We start from the raw sequence: 23,453 nt of genomic DNA, 5'->3' as shown, positions 1-23,453 counted from the left end.
TAAGCCAGGCCCGAACAGAATTCAAGCGGCTTAAGTGCCGATTTATGAAGGGTCGATACCCTGGCCGCGTTGAAGGCAGCGGCAAAAGAACAACGCCTTCACTGTTATAGTTGGCTCGCTGCCGACCGACACCAATCTAATTAACAGAAGTGTGGATACCGTCTTATGGAGCAAAACCCGCAGTCACAGCTTAAGCTGCTTGTCACCCGTGGTAAGGAGCAGGGCTATCTGACCTATGCTGAGGTCAATGACCATCTGCCGGAAGATATCGTCGACTCCGACCAGATCGAAGACATCATCCAGATGATTAACGACATGGGTATTCAGGTTGTTGAAGAAGCACCTGATGCCGATGATCTGATGCTGAATGAAAACAGCTCTGATACTGATGAAGATGCCGCAGAAGCTGCCGCTCAGGTACTCTCCAGCGTTGAATCTGAAATTGGCCGTACGACCGATCCAGTACGCATGTATATGCGTGAAATGGGTACCGTTGAACTGCTGACGCGCGAAGGCGAAATCGACATCGCTAAACGCATCGAAGACGGTATCAACCAGGTACAGTGCTCTGTTGCCGAGTACCCGGAAGCGATCACCTATCTGCTCGATCAGTACGATCGCGTTGAAGCGGGCGAGGCTCGCCTTTCCGATCTGATCACCGGTTTTGTTGATCCGAACGCGGAAGCAGATATCGCGCCAACGGCCACGCACGTGGGTTCAGAGTTGTCTCAGGAAGATCGTGACAACGACGAAGAGGAAGATGAAGAGAGCGATGATGACAGCTCCGACGACGATAACTCTATCGATCCGGAACTGGCACGCGAGAAATTCAACGACCTGCGTACCCAGTACGAAACCGCGCGTACCGTGATCAAAGCTAAAGGCCGCAGCCACGCGGATGCCGCAGCAGAAATCACTAATTTGTCTGAAGTGTTCAAACAGTTCCGCCTGGTACCGAAGCAATTCGATTACCTGGTGAACAGTATGCGAGTCATGATGGAGCGCGTGCGTACGCAAGAACGCCTGATCATGAAGCTGTGTATTGAACTGTGCAAAATGCCGAAGAAAAACTTCATCACCCTTTTCACCGGCAATGAAACCAACCCTAGCTGGTTCAAAGCTGCGTTGGCCATGAACAAACCGTGGTCTGAAAAGCTGCTTGAAGTTGAAGACGATGTTTCGCGCTCACTGCAGAAATTGCAGCAGATAGAAGAAGAAACCGGCTTGACCATCGAGCAGGTTAAAGACATCAACCGTCGTATGTCGATCGGCGAAGCTAAAGCGCGTCGTGCGAAGAAAGAGATGGTTGAAGCAAACTTGCGTCTGGTTATTTCGATCGCTAAGAAATACACCAACCGTGGTTTGCAGTTCCTCGATCTGATTCAGGAAGGTAACATCGGCCTGATGAAAGCGGTTGATAAGTTTGAATACCGTCGTGGTTATAAGTTCTCAACTTATGCGACCTGGTGGATTCGTCAGGCTATCACCCGTTCTATCGCCGACCAGGCGCGTACCATCCGTATTCCGGTGCATATGATTGAGACCATCAACAAACTCAACCGTATTTCGCGCCAGATGCTGCAAGAGATGGGCCGTGAGCCAACGCCGGAAGAGCTGGCTGAGCGTATGCTGATGCCAGAAGATAAAATCCGCAAAGTGCTGAAAATCGCTAAAGAGCCGATCTCGATGGAGACGCCGATTGGTGATGATGAAGATTCGCATCTGGGCGATTTTATCGAAGACACCACGCTGGAGCTGCCGCTGGATTCTGCTACCTCAGAAAGCCTGCGTTCAGCCACCCACGACGTGCTGGCGGGTCTGACTGCGCGTGAAGCGAAAGTCCTGCGTATGCGTTTCGGTATCGATATGAACACCGACCACACGCTGGAAGAAGTTGGCAAACAGTTTGACGTTACGCGTGAGCGTATTCGTCAGATCGAAGCCAAGGCGCTGCGTAAGCTGCGTCACCCAAGCCGCTCCGAAGTACTGCGTAGCTTCCTTGACGATTAATCCTCGTTAAGACGAAAAACCCCGGCTTGCCGGGGTTTTTTATTGCCTTTAAAACGGCGTCAGCCCTTTTTCCTGCATCATTTTGCGCGCTTTATCGCTCTGCAAATACGTCACAAACTGCGCTGCCGCCTGCTTCTGCTGGGTGCTGCGCGTAATTACCGCGCCATATAGCGTGTCCTGCTGCACCGCTGGCGGGATCAGTCCGACAATAGTAATCCCCTTCACCGCCTGCAATTCGCTGTTCTGCTGGAAGCCCAGCTCCGCTTTGCCCTGAGCCACCGCTTCACCCACCGGCGTGGCAGGAATCACGGAGACTTTGCTGGCGGTCTTCGGCCCCAACTCCAGCTTGCTCAGCATCTTGCCTTGAATATATTTTCCGCTGGCACTGTCCGATATCGCGATGCTCGATGCTTCCGTGAGGACCTGTTTGAATTTCGCCACCGTGCTGATGTCCGGCGGCGTCATGCCCTGCTTCACCGCCATCGCGATGTAGGAGTGCGCCAGCACCTGATGGCTGCTGCTATCAACAAATTTGGCCTGCTCCAGCGGTTTGATAGCGTAATCGACCATCACCAGCACATCGGCATTATTCTGACGTTTCAGACGATTAGGGATCGCCTGCGGCGTATCGCCCATCGATGGTGCCGCTTCAAGTTGCAAGGTATTGCCGGTTTGCTGCTGATAATCTTGCTTAAGGCTCTCAATTACCGGATACATACCACCGGAGCTAAATACTTTCAGCGTCTCTGCCTGTGCAGTTTGTTGCGCCATCACCAGCAGCGCCGCTAACGCGATTGTGCGTTTCATCTTCCCTCTCTTTATTTGCCATAAAGATTTGGGTTTAGTTAGAAACCACAGATTGAACAACTTCAGGGCCGCGTTAAGCGGAGCACGCTCACGCGTTATTCTGTAACCAATCATGAAGTTGGCGATAGGCCGCGGCCATCTCCTCAATCGTCGCGCGGTTCAAACCGCTGGGATTGGGCAACACCCACAGACGCGTTTCGCCCAAAGTTTGCGGCTGCTCGCCCCACTCCACTTTGCGCTGTCGGAACGCTTTCTGAAACGCATCCTTGCCCAACACCGCCAGCGCACGCGGCTGATAGCGTAGGATCTTATCCTGCAAGCGCGCCCCGCCATCGCGCAGCTCTTCACCCGCCAGCTCGTTAGCCTGAATGGTGGGACGCTCAACCAACATAGTGATGCCACAACCGGTTTCCAGCAGCCGCTGCTCCTGTTCTGGCTTCAGCAACTCGCGGGTAAAACCGGCCTGATGGATCACCTTCCAGAAGCGATTGCCGGGATGGGCGAAGTGAAAGCCAGTGTGTGCCGAAGATTTGCCCGGATTGATACCGCAAAACAGCACCTGTAAGTCGGGTGCAATGATGTCCTGAATATCGTGCTCACTCATGCGTTCACCAATCCTGCGCGCTGTTTTACCGACCGACGGCTGATCGCCAGCATGTTGCGGGCTTCCTCATCATCCGGACAGGCTCGCGCCAGCGCCACCGCACCCACCATTTCGGCTAGCATGCTGGCGGCGACGTCATCAGCCTGAGGATGATGCATTTCGTTGAGGGCCTGCGCCAATCGCTGACGCACTGCATCGCGACGTTGTGAAAACAGCGTACGTGTTTCAATCGGCAGATGGGCAATCTCACTCACCAGCGCGGGCATTGGGCAGCCTTCGCCAGGCGTGTTGCGATGCTGCTCAGAGAGATAGTTATCGATCAGTTGGGTTAATCGCTCGGCTGGATCTTCGAGTTGGGTGATGGCGGCAAAGCGCTGCGCTGAATCGGCAAACATCGTGGCAATTACTGCTTCAACCAGCGCTTCCCGTGAGTCAAAGTGGGCGTAGAAGCCGCCGTGAGTTAAGCCCGCGCGCTTCATCAGCGCCGCCACGCCAATGCCTTCAGTGCCGCATTCGCGCATCACTTCCGATGCCTCATCGAGTATGCGCTGCCGTGTGCGCGCTTTGTGGCTCAGCTTTTCCATCGTTGGTCATCCTGCTTCATCGTTTATGGCAATCAGTGTAATTATTACGATCATCATATTCCAGCTTGACGAAAAATATGATGGTCGTCATATTAAGTCCAGCAGATATGACACTCATCATTTATAGGAACTGACAATGACACAACAACTGGCTTTGATTACCGGCGCATCCAGCGGGATTGGCGCAACTTACGCGAAACAGCTGGCCGCGCGCGGCAGCAATTTGATTCTGGTGGCACGTGATGAATCACGTCTTAACCAGCTGGCGCAATCGCTGCGTGATGCTCACGGCGTGGAAGTAAGCGTGCTGGCGGCGGATCTGACCCGCACTGAGGATTTGCAACGCGTGGTACAAACCCTTGCGGACAACGAGCGGATTACGATGCTGGTGAACAATGCCGGGATGGCAGTTGAAGGCGAGTTCGTCGCGGGTGATATCTCGCAGATACAAACCATGCTGACACTGAACATTGTAGCGCTGACGCAGTTGGCGCATGCAGCCGCGCAGGCATTCCGCCGCCGTGGTGAAGGCACGATTGTGAATATTGCTTCAGTGCTGGCACTGGTGAGTGAAATGGCGAATGGCGCGTATAACGCCAGCAAAGCCTTTGTGCTCTCGCTGACGCGCAATATGCAGCGCGAGCTGGCGGAGAGTGGCGTACGTATTCAAGTGGTATTACCGGGTTTAACCCGCACTGAGATCTTCGAACGTTCTGGGAAATCAGTTGATGATCTTCCGGCTGAGAGTGTGATGGAGGTTGAAGATTTAGTGGCTGCGGCGTTGCACGGACTGGATAGCGGTGAGCTGATCACCATTCCTTCAGTGGAAGATGTGGGACTATGGCAGAGCATGGAGAGCGCCCGCTTCTCTATCCTGCCGTTTATCTCGTTGAATAAGCCTGCTTCGCGCTATTTGTGAGTTTTAGTGGTGATTGAGATGAGGTGGAAGGATGGCCTTATCTCAAAAACCTGCGGAGGTTGAGGGCTGATTGAGCGATCTTAGGGGGTGGAAAGGGATTTTTGCTTGGAGATCAAGGAGTCAGAGATTGTTCTAAATTTCACCAACCGATTGGCGAACGCTGGATCACCCCTCCGAGATACTTTATAATCCCCGCTCCGCTGGCCCCTTAGCTCAGTGGTTAGAGCAGGCGACTCATAATCGCTTGGTCGCTGGTTCAAACCCAGCAGGGGCCACCAAATTTTATCAAAAAATTCTGTAAAAATAGGCCACTCAACTGATTGACCTATTTTTTTATAAATCTCGAGTAGCGATGCAATGGCGTTGGATTTCAAGCCCAGACGCTATGCGGCATCTTTATCTTCTATAAAATTGTTCACTACACGACGGAAGTCTAGTGGCTGTTTAATAGAAGGGATCGGAGTTCCTGTCCCACCGGTCCCCCTTACGACTACACTGCCATAACCGAGCAGACGACCCAAAATTCCCTGATTCACTCCAATGCTTTCAACTTTTTCGAGACGTAACTCAATAGTTGTTCTTCTGATAAAACCAAATTTTGCAATTACTCGTTTGTTCGTTAATGCAAGTTCAGTAGTAGCAATGGTCAGTGCAGCTTTACCAATGATAAAAGCAGCAATGAGGATCATTAACCAAGGCAATCCGCTGCCTCCAGAATTTGGATTAGTACTGATTGCGCTACCAATTAAACCTAATATCCCGAAAACAAAAATAAAGATGCTTATGATTATAGAGGGAAGATAAGAAAGCCAAGATACATGCGCTCTTGAAACTACTTCCTCTCCTTTTGAGAGGTTTGAATCAACGTAACTAGCCATACACCATCCTTGAAGGTAAAAAAATCGAATTTATTGTAAGCGGATGAGAGTTTTTCGAAAAGAATATTTTTTAAATATTCAATAAATTTCACTTAACTAACGACATTTCCTCTTCCTCTATATAATTTACATGCTGATTTTTAGATAACTACAGACATCAAGTTAATCCCTACCTTTAGATTTATTGGTAAGTAGGTTTAATAGCCCCCGTTTAAACCGGACACTTCATCAGTAAGGCATAGGCATAGACCTATGTATAAGGAGTGTTCTGTGCAAGGAATCGAAATGATTACTGACAGCAAAAGCGCCGTCGTTGAAAGTTCGATTTGTCGCGCTCGCCATGCAGCCTGGCTATACCGTTCTCTCGTTGTCCGGCTATATGGCATCACATCCAATCTTCATTGGAAATGGAAACGACTTTTGAACGATTGTGGAAAGTCTGCGATAGCCGAAGGTGATGAGGTGATCTACTCCCCGTTAATTAGTACACCGCGATGTTATTAATACCTCCATCAGCAAGGTGAAAATCTCTCCCCTAAGTAGCATCAAAAATTCGATAATTCAGAGGAATGGCCATTAGCGTGAAGCTCGTCAACAACCCTTTTCCTGACCACACTTAGCCATTCAACCACCGTCATATCCCATCTATCTGGCGCAAAATCATACTTGTACCGTTCGGAAAAAATATGAATTCCATCAGGTTCTTGCTCAAACTCTTGTATGTTAGCGAGCAGCATTCTCAGATTGAAAGGTTGAGAGGTGGATAAATAATCATTCAAAAGGTTATCGAAATTACAATCAGGGTCAATAATATCGCAATCCTGGCCAAAGTAGGCCACGACGAGACTATCCATCTCGCAGGATTTAGTCATATCAGTATCCATACGGCTCCTTATGGCGTTGGGAATGCTGTTACAAGATAGTACTGTTTGCCGTTGAAGGTGGTTGGCCTGATAACGATGCGGACATTATAGGCTTTCTTAACCTTAGTCGCCCCTCGCTCAACGTAAGTTCCAATTGGAAAATTGAACCTGTGCGCATAAACAAGTGTGGTGCGGGCATGTGAATACTTTAAAGCATTTTCAATTTGTGTACTTTTAACTGACAGCACTTCAGAAATAACCAACTCAGCTTGCCTAATATTTCCAAAAGTGCTGGAAATATGGGGGGCATGAGGCTCAGAAAAACGGGCGATAAGCTGTTCTGGTGTCTTGCCAATATGCCTGGCAATCGTGTGTCCTAACGCGCTACCTTCATGCTCCATCAATCGGATGCGACCGGAATAAATAGATGCAACACGTGATGCTCCTGCTAGCGAGGCGAAGCCAATAGGTACAATTAAATCAACGGTCGCACCTATCTTGTAAGCCATCTCGGGATCGGCACCAAATTGGCTTGCTGCTTTTTCTGCCAGTTGTGCAGTTGCCGTTTCCATTCGGCGCCCCGTCCACAGTTGTTTAATCGAAGTATTGAGCGTGTCCAGGCTGTGAGATCCAACCACAACACATCCAGCTTTCGTTAACATAGTTGGCTCAGGCACGACGCACAAAACGCCAGCGCCAAAAATTTCAGCAACACCTCCCAGAACACCAACGCCGCCCCAAAGTCGGTTACTTAGTGTCTCACCTTCACTCACCGTTCCTCTTCGTAAAATGGCAGCAAGCTGCACAGGCGATATCGCCAGGGTTAAGCCGTCATCATCATTCATTTTAATCCTTTTCGGGTGAAGCTATGCGTATCGGATTAGATTCAGATTAGGTAGGAAGAGATTTTAAACAATAGTAATCTTCTTAATAATACCATGAAAATTAAAGTTCCAAGTTGGAATAATAACACTCATAAATAATTATACATTCAACATTGAACCCGAACAAAGTCACATCCATACTGAAATCAGCATGCTATAGATTGAAGTGCTTATACTCACTGAAAATACTTATCACTATGATATCATTTGAATAATTTTGTAATACAACTAACGACCATCAATGAAATCGTTATTTCGTCTTATAAAGTATAAATACAGCACCTTTATTTTTTTAGCATTACCATTGAGACAAGTGACTAAATGATTAACACTAAGTTTTAAAAGAATAAACAATTATCAGATAGTAAAATTCTATAAGGACGATTCGAGAGATGAAGAGAGCACTTTTGTGGTTAATTCAGTCATTTATCTACCTCATACCACTCGCAGCCATTATGGTCGGAATCTACATTTTTTCCCGCTACATCCCAAATTACGCGGCCTTCCTGAGCATATCCTGGGTGATCGTTGTTTCCTTCATCTACATCAAATACAACAGATGGTATTGAATATTTCCAACACCATCTGTCAGCACTCTCTTCTAACATCCAACCCAAATCATCGGTTATAGAACTGCCCAACATGTGAAGGGTCCGAAAGCGTAACCCAGCCCATCACTCCCCTTCTAACCCACAAACCTGCCACCTAACCGAACTCACGCCCTTCTCCAGGCTAATCCGTCCCACCAGACTCTCCAGCTGATCCGTCATACTCGGTTTTCCCAGCACTTCCGCATTCACTTCCATGCGATGCGGCGGGTTCATATCTTCGCTGTGCAGTGATTGCAGGCGTAATCCGCTGCCGCCAAGGCTGTGCAGCATCAGGCTGCGCACCTGCACTTCATCCTGCGCCAGACAGATAATCTGCACTTTGTAGTGCTGCACCACCTCTTCCGCAGGCACCAGGCTCTGGCGATTTATGCCCTGCGCCAAATCGCGCAGCAAAATGTTGGCGCACAGAATCACCATGCAGCCAATCGCCGCTTCCAGCAGCAATCCCATGCTGCACAGCACGCCCACGGCGGCGGTGCACCATAGCGTTGCGGCAGTATTCAGGCCGCGTACGTTGAGGCCGTCGCGCATGATCACCCCGCCGCCGAGGAAGCCGATGCCAGAAACCACATAGGCCGCCACGCGGGAGGCATCAGTGGCGATGCCGGGTACGCTTTGCGTCATTAAAACAAATAAACAGGCGCCAGTGCTGACCAGCGCATTGGTGCGCAAACCGGTCATACGTTGGCGAAGCTGGCGCTCGCTGCCAATCAGCGCGCCCAGAACCAGCGCGACGGTGACGCGCAGTAAAAAGATTTTCCAATCCATCATAAACCTCACTCCGCTGCTTCAGGCAGGCGGAACTTCAGGGGGTAAAAAATGGATTACAGCCGGTGCCGCTACCGCTGAAACTCAGCAGCATCACGCAAAAAACAGGGGGAGATTTTGGAAGGAAATCCACCGTCTTAACGCACGGTTAAGACAGAGTTGAAGGCTATCTTACCGCAGGGACCTTTTGTAATCGTTCGGGACAAGTGTCCAATGCAGTTATCCTCTTGGGGTAAAATTCGCCGGGATTCTAAACCTCGTATCCTGTTATGGCTACTCCAAATAGCGCTTTCGTTTAGGTTGGGTTAAAGACTTCGCTATCGGAATCCCCAACCTGTTGATGCCTTTTATCACCGTGCTATCTTACCCACTCGCTATACCGCAATCGGATCAAGACCAATGGCAAAACAACGTGTAGGAATCGTGTTTGGTGGCAAATCGGCCGAGCATGAAGTGTCGTTACAATCAGCGAAAAACATCCTCGAAGCCATCGATAAGAGCAAATACGAGGTGGTGCTGCTGGGCATCGATAAACAGGGTGAATGGCATCTGAATGATGCTTCCGGTTTCCTGCTCAATGCCGATAATCCGGCGCTGATTGCCCTGAATCGCTCGGGCGAAAACGTCGCGCTGGTGCCGGGCAGTGCTTCGCAGCAACTGATCACTCGTCAACAGGCGCAGCCGCTGTCACAGCTGGATGTGATCTTCCCGATCGTGCACGGCACCTTGGGTGAAGATGGATCGCTGCAGGGCTTGTTGCGCATGGCGAATCTGCCGTTTGTGGGATCAGATGTGCTCGGCTCGGCGGTGAGCATGGACAAAGATTTCACCAAGCGTTTGTTGCGCGATGCGGGCTTAAAAGTCGCGCCGTGGATCAGCGTGACGGAGGCACAGCGTTCGCGTCTGGATGCGCAAGCCGTGATCGATCAGTTCGGATTACCGCTGTTTATCAAGCCGGCCAATCAGGGATCGTCTGTCGGTGTCAGCAAAGTGGATCGCATCGACGATCTGGTGGCGGCACTGGATCTGGCCTTTACCTTCGATCGTAAAGTGCTGATCGAGCAAGGCATCAAGGGCCGCGAAATTGAATGTGCGGTGCTGGGCAATGATGAGCCCGAAGCCAGCCCGTGTGGCGAAGTGTAGTGCATGATGCCTTCTATTCGTACGACACCAAATACATCAGCGCAGATGGAGCACAAGTGGTGGTGCCCGCTGCCATCAGCGAGCAAGACAGCGAAGCAATTCGTGCCGTGGCGATTCGCGCGTTCCAGGCGCTGGAGTGCTTCGGCATGGCGCGTGTCGATGTGTTCCTGACCGAGAGCGGCGAGATCGTGGTGAACGAGGTGAATACCCTGCCGGGCTTTACCAATATCAGCATGTATCCGAAGTTGTGGCAGGCGGCAGGATTAAGCTACAGCGATTTGATTACGCGCTTGATTGAGCTGGCGCAGCAGCGCCATCAGCAAAGCAGCCAGTTGAAAAGCAGCGTTTAATCATCAATTTCCAGGTGCGCAGCAATGTGCACCCTGCGATGGTAAAACAGCTCCGTCATTGATGGTTGTCGAAACAAACTCGCATCAGGCAATTGTGAGGACGTCATTAAGGTAGAACCCAGCATCTGCATGGTCGCCATCCACGGCGACCATCACGCACTTCACGCCACATCATTCACCATGCTGCGCGGTTCCATCGCCGGAGAGGTTTGGTTACGGCCATTGCGTTTCGAGAGGTAGAGGTTTTTATCCGCCGCCGACACCAGACGATTTATCACGCCTGGCCATTCCCGCTCACTCTGCGCACTGCCGCGCGCCAGGCCCAAGCTGGCGGTTACCGTGACGGTGTTGCCCTGAATCCAAAACTTCTCTTTGACCATCGCCTGACGTATCGCTTCGGCCAGTTGGTAAAGTTGCAGATGGCTGTAGTCGAACACCACCACCACAAACTCTTCGCCGCCAAAGCGACACACCATGCCGCGATTGCCCACCACGCGTTGCATGCGGCGCGCAATCTCTTCCAGCACGCCGTCACCGGCATCGTGGCCGAAGTTATCGTTGATGGCTTTGAAATAGTCGACATCCAACATCACCACGCCCGCCTCGCGTTCCACAGAAAACGGTTCCTGTTTTAGGCTTTCATACAAGCCGGAACGTGACAGCAGTTGAGTGAGAAAATCGAAGTTCGCGCGCAGCGCCAGGCGATGATTGAGCTGGCGAATCGCATCCATACTCACCGCCACCAACAACGGGCTGAGTGCCACCGTCGCCACGCCCAGTCGCGCCGAAGTGAGATGGCTGATCGGCAACAGCGCGTCATCGCCCTGAATATTCATTACGCCATGAGAAACGAGAACGATCTCAGTGATGCCAGTCAGCAGGATCACCAGGCTTGTAACAGGAATTGGTAACACGATGGCGCACCAGATCAACGCCGGCACCGGGAAGGTCAGGCTGCCTGCGCCGCCAATTAGCGCGCCCACGGTTATCGAGAGCAGTACGGCGGCCAGCGGTAACAGCTTGCCAGGATGCAGCAAGGTGCGCGGTGAAACGCTGCGCAACGGTCGCGCCAGCATCACCGGCAGCAGCATCAGTGAAGTTGAGAACTGCTCGCTAAACCAGTCGCCCCACGCCACCACAAATCGTGCATTAAAATCGATATCCTGCGCCCACGCGCCCCAGGTAGCACAGGCTGCCGCGCCAAGGAAACACGCCGGGAAGATGCGCATGGCATTGAACACCTGGCTGTTAGCCGAAGGTGGCTGCAGGTGTTTGATCAGCATGCTGACCGAAACGAGGATAAACAGGATATTGGCGAAGTTCACGGTCACGGCAGGCAACGCCCAGCCAGAGAACACCGTGTCATTGAAAATCATCGCAGCGAAGCACACCAGATAACTGGAGGTGGTATGCAGGAATGGGTTACGCACCATCAATCCGGCAATCAACGCGTTCACCGGCCAGAACAGTGAAAATTCCTCAGGGATGCGCAGATGACTGCCAATAAAGCAGAAGAAAAGCGTAATGAGGAACAGCGAGAGTGCATTCTTTTTTAAATTATTCTCAGCAAACAGCTTAACGCGCATACGTCTGAACCCTGTAACCTGGAAATCACTGCCCTCTGCCCACAGGCATCAGCAAGCATTTAACCTGAAATAAGCGTGCGATGATTCGGCAATTAAGCGAGTGTTCGTCATCCTACTCTGCGGCTGGACACCACTCAACCGACGCCATGACGATAGCGTCGCGACAATGTATACGAATGCAGGCAGGAATTGCTGCAATTATGCCCTGCAAATAAAAAAATCGGATATCCGAGATATCCGATTTTTACGCTAAAAACCAGTTTTTAAGCAAAGTGTTATTGCTATCTCACCGCCACCGGCCACTGACTCAAACGAATGCCGCGCTCGCGGGCGTTTCACCGAAATCCTGCAGCACCGCTTTGACGTCCGGATCCAGATACTCGGCGTTATCATGATCGACAATCACCGTGCTGTTTTCCGGGATCTCCGCCAGCAATCCCTGCAGTTTAGGGTTGTGCATAAAGGTGAGGTTCTGCTGGAAACGCAACACGTAATGATCGTCGTAACGAGTCAGCTGCAGCGCATTGCGATGGCTCTTATAAATGCTGTAAAGAATCTGCATAACGATACCGATGCCAATCCCCGCCAGCATGCCAAACACAATAATGCCGACGATGGTGGCAAGGAACGGCACGTATTGCTGCGGCCCCATGCGGAACTGCTCGATGAACAGGCGCGGCGTTGCCAGCTTATAGCCGGTATACAGCAATACCGCAGCGAGGCTCGCCAGTGGAATCGCGTTTAGCAGATGGCTGAACCACAAACCGCAAATCAATAACAGCGCGCCGTGGATCAAGATGGAGAGTTTGGTCTGAGCGCCAACGCTGACGTTCACCGAGCTGCGCACGATCACCGCCGTAATCGGCATCGCACCGAGGAAACCGGCGGTCAGGTTGCCGATGCCCTGCGCGAACATCTCTTTATTGGGTGAAGGTGCCGGATGCTGCGGACGCAGTTTTTTCAGCGCTTCCTGGCTGAGCAGCGTTTCCAGGCTCGCCACCAGGGCCAGCGTCACGGCCACCATCCAGACGGCAGGATTTTGCCACGCCAGCCAGTCCGGCGTTTCCAGTTCAGCCACCAGCGCCGACATACTGTCAAAAGCCGGCAACGTGATACGCGGCAGCCCTTCCGCCAGACTCGGGAACAAACGATCGCCAAATACCGTCGCCATGCAGCCGAATAACACGGCCACCAGCGGACCCGGGATCCAGCCAAGCAGCTTGACCGACTTCACCATGGGCGTGGTCCACAGCCAGAGAATCAGCAGACCGATTCCCGCCACCAGCATCGCACTCAGCGAAAATTGAAACTCGCCATTCACCAGCGACAGCAGTTCGGCATCGCCTGCGGCACCGAAGGCCACCGGGATCTGCTGCATAATCAGCAAAATACCAATCGCCGCCAGCATCCCTTTAATCACGCTGCCCGGCACCAGCGAGATAAAGCGACCGGCACGCAGCAAGCCAAGCAGGCACTGCAATACGCCCGCCAATATCAGCGCAGTAAGGAAAGCCGAGAAGCTGCCGAGCGTCTGGATCGAGGCCACCACAATGGTCACCAGACCTGCCGCCGGGCCGCTGACCGCAAAACGCGAGGGACTCAGTGACGTGACCAGCAAGCCACCGATCACCCCGGTGAGCAATCCGGCAAACGGCGGCAAACCGCTGGCCTGCGCAATGCCGAGACACAGCGGCAACGCCACCAAAAACACCACCAGACCGGCGGGAATATCCTGACGCAGCGTATTCAGATTCATGGTACCGATTCCTCTGCAGATTGCTGAGTAAGCTCTTTGAGATGTCCCGACTGCAGGTCATACACGCAGCCAAACACATCCAGCGTCTGATTGATTTGCCAGGCCTGCCGCACCGGCTCGCTTGCCACCAACTGGGCAAACTGGGCGATGACGTTGGCCTCGACTAAACGGTTGAGCCGGCTGCTCTCCTCTTCCTCAGCGCTGCTGGCGTGATACTCCACCAGACCTTGTTGCAGGCCACTGCGCAACGCGGCGATGCGTCTTGCCAGCGCCGAATCCTCTTTTGCCAGCGGGCTGGCAGGCAAACCCAGCGCAGCCTGCACGCCGCCGCAGCCGTAGTGGCCGCACAGGACAATGCGCTCCACGCCGAGGTAGAAAATCGCGTATTGCAGCACGCTCATCAGGTTGTCGTCATCGGGCACCACCATATTGGCGATGTTGCGATGCACGAACAGTTCGCCGGGATGCGAGCCGGTCAGCACTTCCGCAGGTACACGGCTATCGGAACAGCCAATCCACAACGAATGCGGTTTTTGTTGATGCAGATATTGTTCGAAATAATCTGGATTACGCTCGCGGCGCTGTAATGCCCAACTGCGATTTTTCGCTAATAAGGGTTTAAGTGTCGTCACAATTATCTTCTCTCTACGTCCAGAAATATCGCTTTCAGGCTAAGTCACAGGGTTTAAAAGGCCGCTAAGACGATCGATGGAGGATGAAAGCAGCGCTTCCTCACATAAATTGTTTATAGCTGCTTATGCTTGTGGTTGCACAATGAATATTTCCTCGCCCTACAAAACCCCACGCTCTGTAAAATAAACGTCAGGAAATGTCGGCTAAACGTAATTTAACGCAAGCGTCCACATTAAATTAAAATCAATAATTATGAATTAAAATCAATCAGTTGGTATTAATATAATATTATTCATTTCAAATGAAACGACAAAACTATACATGCACTCGCATTATGCCTTTGCACTGGTATGGTGAAACAAACCTTTTGAGCTGAGAAAATTCTTAATTAAAAAATTTATGAATGGAATGATTCACTGGATAAATAGCAGAATGACGATATTTTCCGCCTATCACTCACCTACAATTAAGCAAGAGATCAGGAAAATAATAAGGAGAATAATAATGACGGAGAAAAGTAAATATCACTGGCCCTGAAGCAGGAATGAAGCGCCTGCGAATACAGGCGCTAATTCGCTTGACGAATTATTTACCGTTCCACGCTTTTAAACGCGCTTCACGCACCTGAAGCTGCTGTTCCGGCGTCAATTTGTTGTAGTTTTCCGCCATGCCGCTTTCCCAGTCACCGTACAGCGGGTTTGGCAGCACGATAAATTGCGTACCAAAGCGCTGATGATTGAGGCTGACAAACTGCTGGCGCTGGGCATTACCCTGATGCCAGGTCCCGCCGCCAAAATCATTCAGGTTATCGCCCACGTACAACACCACGTTGTAGCCGGCGTTTTTAATCGCATCGAAGCGCTCCTGTTTATTGGAGTTACCGGTGCTGAGACGCACGGTTTTATCGCTCACGCCGCTGAAGCCCAGCTTGTTGAGATTCTCCACCGTGGCGGTGAAATCCTTCTGGTCGCGGTTCGAGACATAGAACATGGTGCCGCCGTGGCTGTTGACGTAGTGAGCGAACTCAACCGCACCCGGCACGGCGGTGGCCTGACGCGCCTGAGTCCAGGCGGACCAGGTTTTACCGGAGAACGGCTGGCCGTTTTTCGCCTGCCATGCGCTGTAGGCGCTGTTATCGATCATGGTTTCGTCGAGATCGACGATCACCGCTTTCGGCTTGCCCACCAGCGACGGTGCCGCATCAAACGCCATGCGCGCACTGTTAAACGCCTGCCAGCTCAACGCCTGATATTCACCGGACTGCTGGAACCAGTTCACTGCCAATACCGATTGCTGGCCGAGCTGCTGCTGCGCCTGCTGTTTGGCCGGTTGCGCGCATCCCGTCAGCAGCAGCGCAAGAATGCCGGACGCCGCCAGCAAAGAGGTGTTTTTCATCAGATCATCCTTAAGTGATTATGGTCAGTTTGTGTAAAGCTTTAAAAATGTAGCAGTTAACGTAAGCTGTGGGCAGAAGAAAGCTGCCGCCCTGTCAAAGGAGACACTTATGTCACATGCCGGACCGCGTTCAACTCTGCTTGATGCCCTGCCGTGGCTCGATTATGCCTTCCAGCCTGCGGGCCAACCGGTGCCAGCAGATGCCGCCTATGGCCAGCAGCGTCATAGCGCCCAGGTGGTACTGGCAACACAAAACCTGCCGCCGAAAAGCTGTGAGTCCGATGGCGTGATCGGGGAAAACCAGTTGCCGGTTGCGATATACACCGCAGATTGCTTACCGGTGCTGTTTGCCGACAGCCAGCAACATCAAGTGGCTGCGGTGCATGCGGGTTTGAAGGGCACGTTAAGCGGAATACTGAACAGTGCCATTGATGCGCTGCTGGCGCGCGGTGCCAGCACAGAAACGCTGCAGGTCGCCATCGGCCCGGCAATTGGTCCGTGCTGCTATGAGCTAGGCAAAGATTTAGTGGCGCAGATGCAGCAGCGCACAGATTTGCCTGCGCTGCAGTGGGCAAGCCAGCAACCGCACAATAGCGCGGCGATTCGTCCGCAGGCGCACGCGCATCATCAGGGGATTTGGTTTGATTTGCCGCATCTGGCGCGCGGGTTACTGTTACAGCGCGGCATTCTGGCGGAACATATTGAGGTGCTGAACGTCTGCACTTATTGCATGGCGGAGTCGGGATCGAGCTATCGCTACAACACCCATTTTGACAGCGGTTACCAGTCCCGTTTTTCGTGGATTCGTTGCCGCGATTGAGTGGCTGCACATCCTTGTGCAGCCTGTTGCATCAGTGAATGATGGCGTTAAGCGCCAGCACACCCGCCAGACCGAGGATGGAGATCAACGTCTCCATCACCGTCCAGGTTTTCAGGGTTTCCACCACGCTCAGGTTGAAGTAGCCCTTAAACAGCCAGAAGCCCGGATCGTTGACGTGCGAAGCGATCACACTGCCCGCGCCCACTGCCAGCACCATCAGCGCCGGATCGGCATGGGTGACTGCGATGATCGGGGTGACGATCCCGGCGGTGGTGATCGCCGCAACCGTGGCCGATCCCAGCGCGATACGCAGCATCGCCGCCACCGTCCAGCACATTAGCAGCGGAGACAGCGACGATCCTTTCATCATGTCAGCGATATAGTTGCCGACACCACTGTCCACCAGCACCTGCTTGAACGCACCACCGCCGGCAATGATAAAGACGATCATGGCGATGGCGGCAATCGAGTCACCGCACATATCCATCACGTCTTCCATCTTACGGCCGTTACGCAGTCCCAGCGTCAGCACCGCGATCACCACGGCAATAAACAGCGCCACGGCCGGGTTACCGATGAACTCAAAGAACTGGCGCAGCGGGTTCTCTTTTGGCGTGGTCAGCTCAAACACTGCCGCAATCGCCATCAGCACCACCGGAATCACCGCCGCAAATATGCTGATACCGAAGCCTGGCATCTCTTCTTCAGTGAAGATTTTTGGATTGTACAAACCTTCTGGCGGCGACTTCTCAAAGCTCTTAAGGAATTTCGAGAAGATTGGACCCGCCACAATCACTGTCGGAATGGTGATGATCATGCCGTACAGCAGCGTGGTACCGAGGTTCGCGCCAAAGATGGTGGCGATCGCGGTTGGGCCAGGGTGCGGCGGCAGGAAGCAGTGCGTCACGGAGAGCGCAGCCACCATCGGCACGCCGACGTACAGCAGCGGCAAACCGGCAGCAGCCACGATGGTGAACACCAGCGGCAGCAGCAGCACGAAGCCCACTTCATAGAACATCGCCAGACCGACGATCAATCCGGTGACCACCAGCGCCCATTGCAGCCGCTCTTTACCAAAAGCGGCAATCAGCGTGGTGGCGACGCGTTGTGCCGCGCCGGTGTCCGAAACTAATCGCCCGAGCATGGCACCGAAGCCGAGGATCATCGCTAATCCGCCGAGCGTCGAACCGATACCTTTCTGGATCGAGGCCATCACGTTGAGCGGCGTCATCCCTTCAGCGATACCCACCACCGCCGAGACAAACACCAACGCAATGAAGCCGTTGACCTTAAACACAATCATCAATACCAGCAGCAGTATCACACCCAGCACAATAATGGTTATTGGCATTTTTTATTATCCTTAGGAATACAGAGGGGTGATTAAGGTTTAGGCGCGGCCAGGCAATAAAGCCAGCCGCGCCATGGCATTACACGGCGACGCGCATACCGCCATCAACAAACAACAAGTGGCCATTCACGAAATTCGAAGCGCCTGACGCGAGGAACACGGCCGCGCCAATCAGCTCTTCAGGTTTACCCCAGCGGGCGGCAGGCGTGCGTTTGGTGAGCCAGCCGGTGAAGGCCGGATCGTCGGCCAGCGCCTGGGTCATCTCCGTGACGAAGTAGCCCGGTGCGATAGCGTTGACCTGGATGTTATGGCGCGCCAGCTCGACGCACATGCCGCGCGTCAGCATGGTCACTGCGCCCTTGGAAGCGGCGTACGGCGTGATGGTGTCGCGACCCAGCTCGCTCTGCATCGAGCCAATGTTGATGATTTTGCCGCGCTGGCGCTCGACCATCTTTTTCGCCACGGTTTGTGACACCAGGAACACCGCGGTCTGGTTGACGGCAATCACGTCATTCCAGTCCTGCTCCGGAAATTCGAGGAACGGACGGCGGCGCTGGATCCCGGCGTTGTTGACCAGAATATCAATCGGGCCCCATTCGGCTTCGATCTCATCCACCGCCTGCTGCACCTGCGCAGACTGTGTCACATCAAAGGCTTTGGCATGCGCGCGCAGGCCCAGCTCGCGCAGTTTCGCCGCGCCCTGCTCTGCACCCTGTTCCGTGGTGGCGTTGACGATCACTTCCGCACCGGCTTCACCCAGGCCACGCGCCAGCAGAAAACCAATGCCGCGCGCCGAACCGGTGAGTAATACACGCTTGCCTTCGAGGGAAAATAACTGACTCATCACTGCTCCTTAAAAGGTTAACTGGACTTTCGCCGCACGGGTTTTATCGCCGGCAAACTGCAAGGCCGCGTCGATGTCCTGCAAAGCATATTCACCGCTGAACAGCGGCAGCGGATCGACCACGCCGTTCGCCAGCCACTCAACGGCGGTATTGAATTCATGGGTGAAACGGAAGGAACCGACCAGCTGAATCTCTTTGGCGATCAACGCCATGATCGGGAAGTTCGGGATGGTGCCGCCCATGCCAACCTGCACCAGCGTGCCTTTGGCGCACACCACATCGAGGCAGCGCTGCAGCGAGGAAGGATGGCCAGAAGCTTCAAACGCGACATCGAAATAGCCTTTGTCGGCCAGATACGGTGCGAAATCGCCTTCAGCGGCATGGATCACATCAGTCGCGCCCATCTGCTGCGCCATCTCCAGCGAACGCTCGCTGATATCGCTGCACACCACGGATGCGGCACCGCGTGCTTTGGCGGCGGCGGCAATCAAACAGCCGATCGGACCGACGCCGGAAATGAACACGTGCTTGCCGGTGAGATCGCCTGCCTGATGGGTAGCGTGAATACATACGGCCAGCGGCTCGGCGAACACCATCACGGTTTCATCGGCGTCCTGTGGGAATGGCACGCACTGTTTACTGGCCACCACTTTGTATTGGGTGAAGCCGCCGTCGACGTGCGGCACATACATGGCGCTGCCGAAGAAGCGCATTGAGGTGCACTGGTTTTCCTGATCGCGCTGGCAGTATTTGCACTCGCCGCACGGCTTGGAAGGATTGACCGCCACTTTCTGGTCGGCCTTCAGCTCAGGATTATCACTCTCCACCACATGGCCAATCACCTCGTGGCCGAGGATCATCGGCATTTTGACTTCAAAGCTGCCGACTTTACCTTCCTGATAGTAATGCAGGTCAGATCCGCAAATGCCGCCGCGCGTAATCCGCACCAGCGTGCCTTTGCCGTCCCACTTCACCTGTTGCTGGGCGACGCTGACCTGTTTTTTCCCGGTAATCACGCAGGATTGCGTTTCGATATTCATGGTTTCCCCATTTGTTGCTGTTGCAATGGGGGCTATCAAAGCGGGATCGGACGCTGAAAACTGTGAACCAGATCACTCTAAATCATGTTACGAAATAGCTGTTACCTGGAACGTGAACTGCTCGTACAGAAGATGGAAGCGGGATCACTGTTTGCTGGGAAAAACCAAGACCGTTCTTGGGGAAATCGGGGTTTGAGCTATGCCATTATCGCCACACCCTCACCCGGGATTGAGTCTGACAGGAGTCATAACTATAGAGCTAATCCATTAGCCCTCATCTTCACACTGTTTCAGGGTGCACAGGTTTCTTCCCGTGCCTGGCGAAGGAGTCCGAACCTTTCGCTAGCGACCTGTCACCCTGCTTTTTTGAGGTTTCTCACAGCCTGAACACCGCGAATTTCCATCCCATCCATTTCCCGCTAAAGTTGACTCATCCGACCACTTTCCGAGACTGTGTTCATGACTGAGCATTACGCCCACCTGTTTGCCCCGCTGGATCTGGGATTTACCCAACTGAAAAACCGTTTTCTGATGGGCTCGATGCACACTGGGCTGGAAGAACATATCGATGGCGCCGCACGTTTAGCGGCGTTTTATGCCGAGCGTGCGCGGGAAGGCGTGGCACTGATTGTCACGGGCGGCATTGCACCTAATCCTCAGGGCGTGGTGGCGCACGGCGGCGCGATCCTCAATCATGAAAGCCAGGGCGATTGGCATCGAACACTCACTGATGCGGTGCATGCCGAGGGCGGCAAAATCGCGCTGCAAATTTTGCATGCCGGGCGCTACAGCTATCAGCGCGATCTGGTGGCGCCGTCGGCATTGCAGGCTCCGATTAACCCACTCACACCGCGCGAACTCAGCGATGCCGAGATTCGCCAGACTATTGCTGACTTTGCGCACTGCGCCCAATTAGCCCAGCAGGCCGGTTATGACGGCGTCGAGATCATGGGATCTGAAGGCTATCTGATTAATCAATTTTGGTGGCGCACACCAATCACCGCGACGATCAATGGGGCGGCGATGTGCAGCGCCGTCGACGTTTTGCGTTGGAGGTCACGCAGGCGGTGCGCGAAGCGGTGGGCCCGGAATTCATTATCATCTTCCGCTTGTCGATGCTCGATCTGGTCAACAACGGCAGCTCGCTGGAAGAGACGCTGACGCTGGCAAAGGCGCTGGAGCAGCGCGGCGTGACCTTGTTCAACAGCGGCATTGGCTGGCACGAAGCGCGCATTCCCACCATCGCCACCTGCGTGCCGCGTGCCGGTTTTGCCTGGGTGACGCAGCATCTGCGCGAAGCAGTGTCGGTCCCCGTTATTGCCACTAACCGTATCAACCATCCGCAGGTGGCGGAATCGCTGCTGCGTGATGGCATTGCCGATATGGTGTCAATGGCGCGTCCGTTTCTTGCCGATGCCGCCTTCGTACGCAAAGCACAAACCGGGCAGCCGGATGCCATCAACACCTGCATCGCCTGTAATCAGGCTTGCCTCGATCAGATCTTTGTCGGCAAAGTCACCTCATGTCTGGTGAATCCTCGTGCCTGCCACGAAACCCTGATGCCGGTTATCCCTGCTGAACAGCCTAAACAGATTGCGGTGGTCGGTGCCGGTCCGGCGGGCATGGCGTTTGCGCTACAGGCGGCGCAGCGCGGCCATCAGGTCACATTGTATGAAGCGGACGCAGAGATTGGCGGCCAGTTTAATATCGCCCGTCAGATCCCCGGTAAAGAGGAGTTTAGCGAGACGCTGCGCTACTTCCGCCATCAGCTGGCAGCGGCTGGCGTGGCGATTCGCACCCAGCATCGCGTGAGCGCTAACGAGTTGGAAAGTGTGGATGAAGTGGTGATCGCCACCGGGATTTCGCCGCGTCAGCTGTCGATTCCTGGCATCGACCATTCCAGCGTACTCAACTATCTCGATGTGATCCGCGATAAAAAGCCGGTCGGCCAGCGCGTGGCCATTATCGGTGCGGGCGGCATTGGCTTTGATACCGCCGAGTTTTTGCTGCATCAAAACGCGCACGAAGATTTCTATCAAAGCTGGGGGATCGATCATAGCTTACAGGCGCGTGGCGGATTAGTGCGTCCACAGCCGCTGGCAGCGGATCGGCAAATCTGGCTGTTACAGCGTAAATCGGGCAAACCCGGAGCCGGACTGGCGAAAACCACCGGCTGGATTCATCGCGCCAGTTTGCAGGCACACGGTGTGCAGATGTGGGGCGACGTTGAGTATCTGAAGATTGATGATCACGGATTACACCTGCGCCATCAGGGCGACGCGGTCACGCTGGCAGTGGATAACGTGGTGATTTGTGCCGGGCAGGAACCGCTGCGTCAACTGGCAGATGAGCTGGCCGCACGTGGCAAAGCGGTAAAAATAATTGGTGGAGCCGATGTGGCGCAGGAGCTGGATGCTCGCCGCGCCATCGCACAGGCCACTGAGCTGGCGCTCAGCGTGTGATTAACGCAGTTTGACTGAGCGCAACACCACGAATTTGGCGTTCGAGCCCACCAGCTCACAGTTGCCAAACAGCTTTTTCATTTTGACGTGATAACCGAGGTGGCGGTTGCCGACAATGCGCAGCTCGCCGCCATACTGCAGGCAACGTTTGGCATCGCGCAGCATTTGCCAGGCCAGATGATCGGTCACCGCGTGCTGCTGATGGAACGGCGGGTTGCACAGCACCGCGTGCAGACGATCCGACGGGAAGCCACTCAGCACGTTATTAACGCGGAACTGGCAGCGCGCCAGATCTTGCGGGCGGTTCACTTCAATATTTAGCTGGCTGGATGCCACGGCCATGTAAGATTCGTCATAGAACAGCACGTCCGCCTGCGGGTTCTGCTCCAGCGCCATCAAACCAACCACACCGTTGCCGCAACCGAGATCGAGGATTTCACCTTCGATATCAAACGGCAGATGATCCAAAAAGAAGCGCGCGCCCACATCCAGCGATCCGCGTGAGAACACGTTGGCATGGTTGTGGATCTGATAATCAGTGGTGTCCAACGGCCACACGGTGGTTTCAGGCGCGTCGGGCAGTGCGGGTGCCGTGAAGTTGCAATAAATCAGGCGAGCTTTTTTCCACGCCAGCGAGGTTTTGCTCTCACCGAGAATGCGATCAAACAGCTGCTGCGTGGAGTTGTGAATGTCTTTGGCTTTGGCCGCGCCGAGGATCAGCGTATCTGCCGTCACCACTTTACGCAGCGCGCGCAGCTGGTGTTCCAGCAGGGCCAGCGCTTTCGGGATCTTAATCAGCACAACCGCCGGCGCAGCAGGCAGTGGCGCAAGGCTATCAATAAAGTGCACCTGATCTTCATCCATCTCATTGAGACGCAGGTTCTGTTTTGCCGCCTGCTCGCTCAGCAGCGAATCACTGACGTGCCACACTTCACGGCCGTTCAGTCCGCAGGTCAACGCACCAAAGCTGTCGTTGAACACCAGCACCGGTCCTTCTGGCAGTTCTTGCTGCAACAGATATTCATCGGCGGAATCCCACGCCTGTAACGGGCTTTCTTCACGCATAGGCGGGAAGCGCTGCAATGTCAGCGTGCGATTGGTCAGTTCAAGTTGGCTCATGGAATCTCCGGCGTGGTACACTTTG

General features: G+C 53.7%; 18 protein-coding genes, 1 tRNA gene and 3 pseudogenes. 6 read left to right on the top strand and 16 right to left on the bottom strand.

The window, feature by feature from the left end:
• Window positions 1-165: 165 nt before the first annotated feature.
• Window positions 166-2,010, top strand: a complete 1,845-nt coding sequence (gene rpoD, locus HA45_RS00675) for an RNA polymerase sigma factor RpoD (protein WP_100703356.1) — start codon at window positions 166-168, stop codon at window positions 2,008-2,010.
• A 48-nt stretch (window positions 2,011-2,058) separates the two neighbouring features.
• Here the strand turns inward: rpoD and HA45_RS00670 are convergent, their stop codons facing one another.
• The 3 genes from HA45_RS00670 to HA45_RS00660 form a co-directional block, all read right to left on the bottom strand.
• A complete protein-coding gene (locus tag HA45_RS00670) occupies window positions 2,059-2,817 on the bottom strand; it encodes a substrate-binding domain-containing protein (protein WP_100703355.1) in 759 nt (252 codons plus the stop codon).
• Window positions 2,818-2,905: 88 nt separating this feature from the next.
• A complete protein-coding gene (mug, locus tag HA45_RS00665) occupies window positions 2,906-3,421 on the bottom strand; it encodes a G/U mismatch-specific DNA glycosylase (protein ID WP_100703354.1) in 516 nt (171 codons plus the stop codon).
• Window positions 3,418-4,005, bottom strand: a complete 588-nt coding sequence (locus tag HA45_RS00660; RefSeq protein ID WP_100703353.1) for a TetR/AcrR family transcriptional regulator — start codon at window positions 4,003-4,005, stop codon at window positions 3,418-3,420. The genes mug and HA45_RS00660 overlap by 4 nt, the downstream gene beginning before the upstream one ends.
• Window positions 4,006-4,141: 136 nt before the next feature.
• Here HA45_RS00660 and HA45_RS00655 point away from each other — a divergent pair, with 136 nt between their 5' ends.
• Window positions 4,142-4,924 (top strand): SDR family NAD(P)-dependent oxidoreductase, encoded by a 783-nt coding sequence (locus HA45_RS00655; RefSeq protein WP_100703352.1) that lies wholly within the window; start codon window positions 4,142-4,144, stop codon window positions 4,922-4,924.
• A gap of 202 nt (window positions 4,925-5,126) precedes the next feature.
• Window positions 5,127-5,202: transfer RNA gene (locus HA45_RS00650), tRNA-Ile, on the top strand.
• Between the two features lie 105 nt (window positions 5,203-5,307).
• Here HA45_RS00650 and HA45_RS00645 read toward each other — a convergent pair.
• From HA45_RS00645 to HA45_RS00630, 5 genes are all read right to left on the bottom strand, one after another.
• Window positions 5,308-5,802, bottom strand: coding sequence for a PH domain-containing protein (locus HA45_RS00645; RefSeq protein WP_100703351.1), 495 nt, complete (start codon window positions 5,800-5,802; stop codon window positions 5,308-5,310).
• 545 nt (window positions 5,803-6,347) lie between these two features.
• Window positions 6,348-6,686, bottom strand: a complete 339-nt coding sequence (locus HA45_RS00640) for a contact-dependent growth inhibition system immunity protein (protein ID WP_100703350.1) — start codon at window positions 6,684-6,686, stop codon at window positions 6,348-6,350.
• An 8-nt stretch (window positions 6,687-6,694) separates the two neighbouring features.
• Window positions 6,695-7,510, bottom strand: coding sequence for an RNase A-like domain-containing protein (locus tag HA45_RS00635; RefSeq protein ID WP_100703349.1), 816 nt, complete (start codon window positions 7,508-7,510; stop codon window positions 6,695-6,697).
• 461 nt (window positions 7,511-7,971) lie between these two features.
• Window positions 7,972-8,193 carry a hypothetical protein gene (locus tag HA45_RS27265; RefSeq protein WP_157811650.1) on the bottom strand — a complete coding sequence of 74 codons (222 nt, stop codon included), beginning with the start codon at window positions 8,191-8,193 and terminating at the stop codon, window positions 7,972-7,974.
• A gap of 30 nt (window positions 8,194-8,223) precedes the next feature.
• Complete coding sequence (locus HA45_RS00630) at window positions 8,224-8,928, bottom strand: MgtC/SapB family protein (RefSeq protein ID WP_034828565.1); 705 nt, start codon at window positions 8,926-8,928, stop codon at window positions 8,224-8,226.
• Window positions 8,929-9,327: 399 nt separating this feature from the next.
• Between HA45_RS00630 and ddlA the strand changes: the two are divergent.
• Window positions 9,328-10,421, top strand: a pseudogene (gene ddlA / locus HA45_RS00625) (D-alanine--D-alanine ligase).
• 161 nt (window positions 10,422-10,582) lie between these two features.
• Here the strand turns inward: ddlA and HA45_RS00620 are convergent.
• The 4 genes and pseudogenes from HA45_RS00620 to HA45_RS00605 all read right to left on the bottom strand — a co-directional run bounded on the left by HA45_RS00620 (window position 10,583) and on the right by HA45_RS00605 (window position 15,791).
• Window positions 10,583-12,007, bottom strand: coding sequence for a GGDEF domain-containing protein (locus HA45_RS00620; RefSeq protein ID WP_100703347.1), 1,425 nt, complete (start codon window positions 12,005-12,007; stop codon window positions 10,583-10,585).
• 281 nt (window positions 12,008-12,288) lie between these two features.
• Window positions 12,289-13,763: pseudogene (locus HA45_RS00615) on the bottom strand (SulP family inorganic anion transporter).
• Window positions 13,760-14,401 (bottom strand): carbonic anhydrase, encoded by a 642-nt coding sequence (locus HA45_RS00610; protein ID WP_100703345.1) that lies wholly within the window; start codon window positions 14,399-14,401, stop codon window positions 13,760-13,762. Before HA45_RS00610 ends, HA45_RS00615 begins: the two are co-directional and overlap by 4 nt.
• 580 nt (window positions 14,402-14,981) lie before the next feature.
• The gene (locus HA45_RS00605) at window positions 14,982-15,791 is read right to left on the bottom strand and encodes a 5'-nucleotidase, lipoprotein e(P4) family (RefSeq protein WP_100703344.1); all 810 of its coding nucleotides are present in this window, start codon (window positions 15,789-15,791) and stop codon (window positions 14,982-14,984) included.
• A 109-nt stretch (window positions 15,792-15,900) separates the two neighbouring features.
• On the opposite strand from HA45_RS00605, the gene HA45_RS00600 reads away from it, so the two are divergent.
• Window positions 15,901-16,611 carry a purine nucleoside phosphorylase YfiH/LACC1 family protein gene (locus HA45_RS00600; RefSeq protein ID WP_100703343.1) on the top strand — a complete coding sequence of 237 codons (711 nt, stop codon included), beginning with the start codon at window positions 15,901-15,903 and terminating at the stop codon, window positions 16,609-16,611.
• A 31-nt stretch (window positions 16,612-16,642) separates the two neighbouring features.
• On the opposite strand, the gene HA45_RS00595 is transcribed toward HA45_RS00600, so the two are convergent.
• The 3 genes from HA45_RS00595 to idnD all read right to left on the bottom strand — a co-directional run bounded on the left by HA45_RS00595 (window position 16,643) and on the right by idnD (window position 19,847).
• Window positions 16,643-17,962, bottom strand: a complete 1,320-nt coding sequence (locus HA45_RS00595) for a gluconate:H+ symporter (RefSeq protein ID WP_100703342.1) — start codon at window positions 17,960-17,962, stop codon at window positions 16,643-16,645.
• 79 nt (window positions 17,963-18,041) lie between these two features.
• Window positions 18,042-18,806: a gluconate 5-dehydrogenase gene (idnO, locus tag HA45_RS00590; protein WP_100703341.1), complete on the bottom strand. Its 765-nt coding sequence runs from the start codon at window positions 18,804-18,806 to the stop codon at window positions 18,042-18,044.
• Window positions 18,807-18,815: 9 nt separating this feature from the next.
• Window positions 18,816-19,847 carry an L-idonate 5-dehydrogenase gene (idnD, locus tag HA45_RS00585; protein ID WP_100703340.1) on the bottom strand — a complete coding sequence of 344 codons (1,032 nt, stop codon included), beginning with the start codon at window positions 19,845-19,847 and terminating at the stop codon, window positions 18,816-18,818.
• A 459-nt stretch (window positions 19,848-20,306) separates the two neighbouring features.
• Here idnD and HA45_RS00580 point away from each other — a divergent pair.
• A pseudogene (locus tag HA45_RS00580) lies at window positions 20,307-22,309 on the top strand (2,4-dienoyl-CoA reductase FMN-binding domain-containing protein).
• Here HA45_RS00580 and rlmG read toward each other — a convergent pair.
• The gene (rlmG, locus tag HA45_RS00575; RefSeq protein WP_100703338.1) at window positions 22,310-23,428 is read right to left on the bottom strand and encodes a 23S rRNA (guanine(1835)-N(2))-methyltransferase RlmG; all 1,119 of its coding nucleotides are present in this window, start codon (window positions 23,426-23,428) and stop codon (window positions 22,310-22,312) included. It lies immediately after the preceding pseudogene.
• Between the last annotated feature and the right edge of the window lie 25 nt (window positions 23,429-23,453).

It is taken from the genome of Pantoea rodasii (assembly GCF_002095465.1).
GTDB classification, from domain to species: Bacteria; Pseudomonadota; Gammaproteobacteria; order Enterobacterales; family Enterobacteriaceae; genus Pantoea; species Pantoea rodasii.
The sequence above is the reverse complement of the archived record's forward strand: the minus strand, read 5'-3'. Positions and strand labels throughout refer to the sequence as shown.

Coding starts and splice junctions, on each gene's coding strand:
- rpoD (WP_100703356.1), top strand. CDS start 166: ATGGAGCAAAACCCGCAGTCACAGCTTAAGCTGCTTGTCACCCGTGGT.
- HA45_RS00670 (WP_100703355.1), bottom strand. CDS start 2,817: ATGAAACGCACAATCGCGTTAGCGGCGCTGCTGGTGATGGCGCAACAA.
- mug (WP_100703354.1), bottom strand. CDS start 3,421: ATGAGTGAGCACGATATTCAGGACATCATTGCACCCGACTTACAGGTG.
- HA45_RS00660 (WP_100703353.1), bottom strand. CDS start 4,005: ATGGAAAAGCTGAGCCACAAAGCGCGCACACGGCAGCGCATACTCGAT.
- HA45_RS00655 (WP_100703352.1), top strand. CDS start 4,142: ATGACACAACAACTGGCTTTGATTACCGGCGCATCCAGCGGGATTGGC.
- HA45_RS00645 (WP_100703351.1), bottom strand. CDS start 5,802: ATGGCTAGTTACGTTGATTCAAACCTCTCAAAAGGAGAGGAAGTAGTT.
- HA45_RS00640 (WP_100703350.1), bottom strand. CDS start 6,686: ATGGATACTGATATGACTAAATCCTGCGAGATGGATAGTCTCGTCGTG.
- HA45_RS00635 (WP_100703349.1), bottom strand. CDS start 7,510: ATGAATGATGATGACGGCTTAACCCTGGCGATATCGCCTGTGCAGCTT.
- HA45_RS27265 (WP_157811650.1), bottom strand. CDS start 8,193: ATGTTGGGCAGTTCTATAACCGATGATTTGGGTTGGATGTTAGAAGAG.
- HA45_RS00630 (WP_034828565.1), bottom strand. CDS start 8,928: ATGGATTGGAAAATCTTTTTACTGCGCGTCACCGTCGCGCTGGTTCTG.
- HA45_RS00620 (WP_100703347.1), bottom strand. CDS start 12,007: ATGCGCGTTAAGCTGTTTGCTGAGAATAATTTAAAAAAGAATGCACTC.
- HA45_RS00605 (WP_100703344.1), bottom strand. CDS start 15,791: ATGAAAAACACCTCTTTGCTGGCGGCGTCCGGCATTCTTGCGCTGCTG.
- HA45_RS00600 (WP_100703343.1), top strand. CDS start 15,901: ATGTCACATGCCGGACCGCGTTCAACTCTGCTTGATGCCCTGCCGTGG.
- HA45_RS00595 (WP_100703342.1), bottom strand. CDS start 17,962: ATGCCAATAACCATTATTGTGCTGGGTGTGATACTGCTGCTGGTATTG.
- idnO (WP_100703341.1), bottom strand. CDS start 18,806: ATGAGTCAGTTATTTTCCCTCGAAGGCAAGCGTGTATTACTCACCGGT.
- idnD (WP_100703340.1), bottom strand. CDS start 19,847: ATGAATATCGAAACGCAATCCTGCGTGATTACCGGGAAAAAACAGGTC.
- rlmG (WP_100703338.1), bottom strand. CDS start 23,428: ATGAGCCAACTTGAACTGACCAATCGCACGCTGACATTGCAGCGCTTC.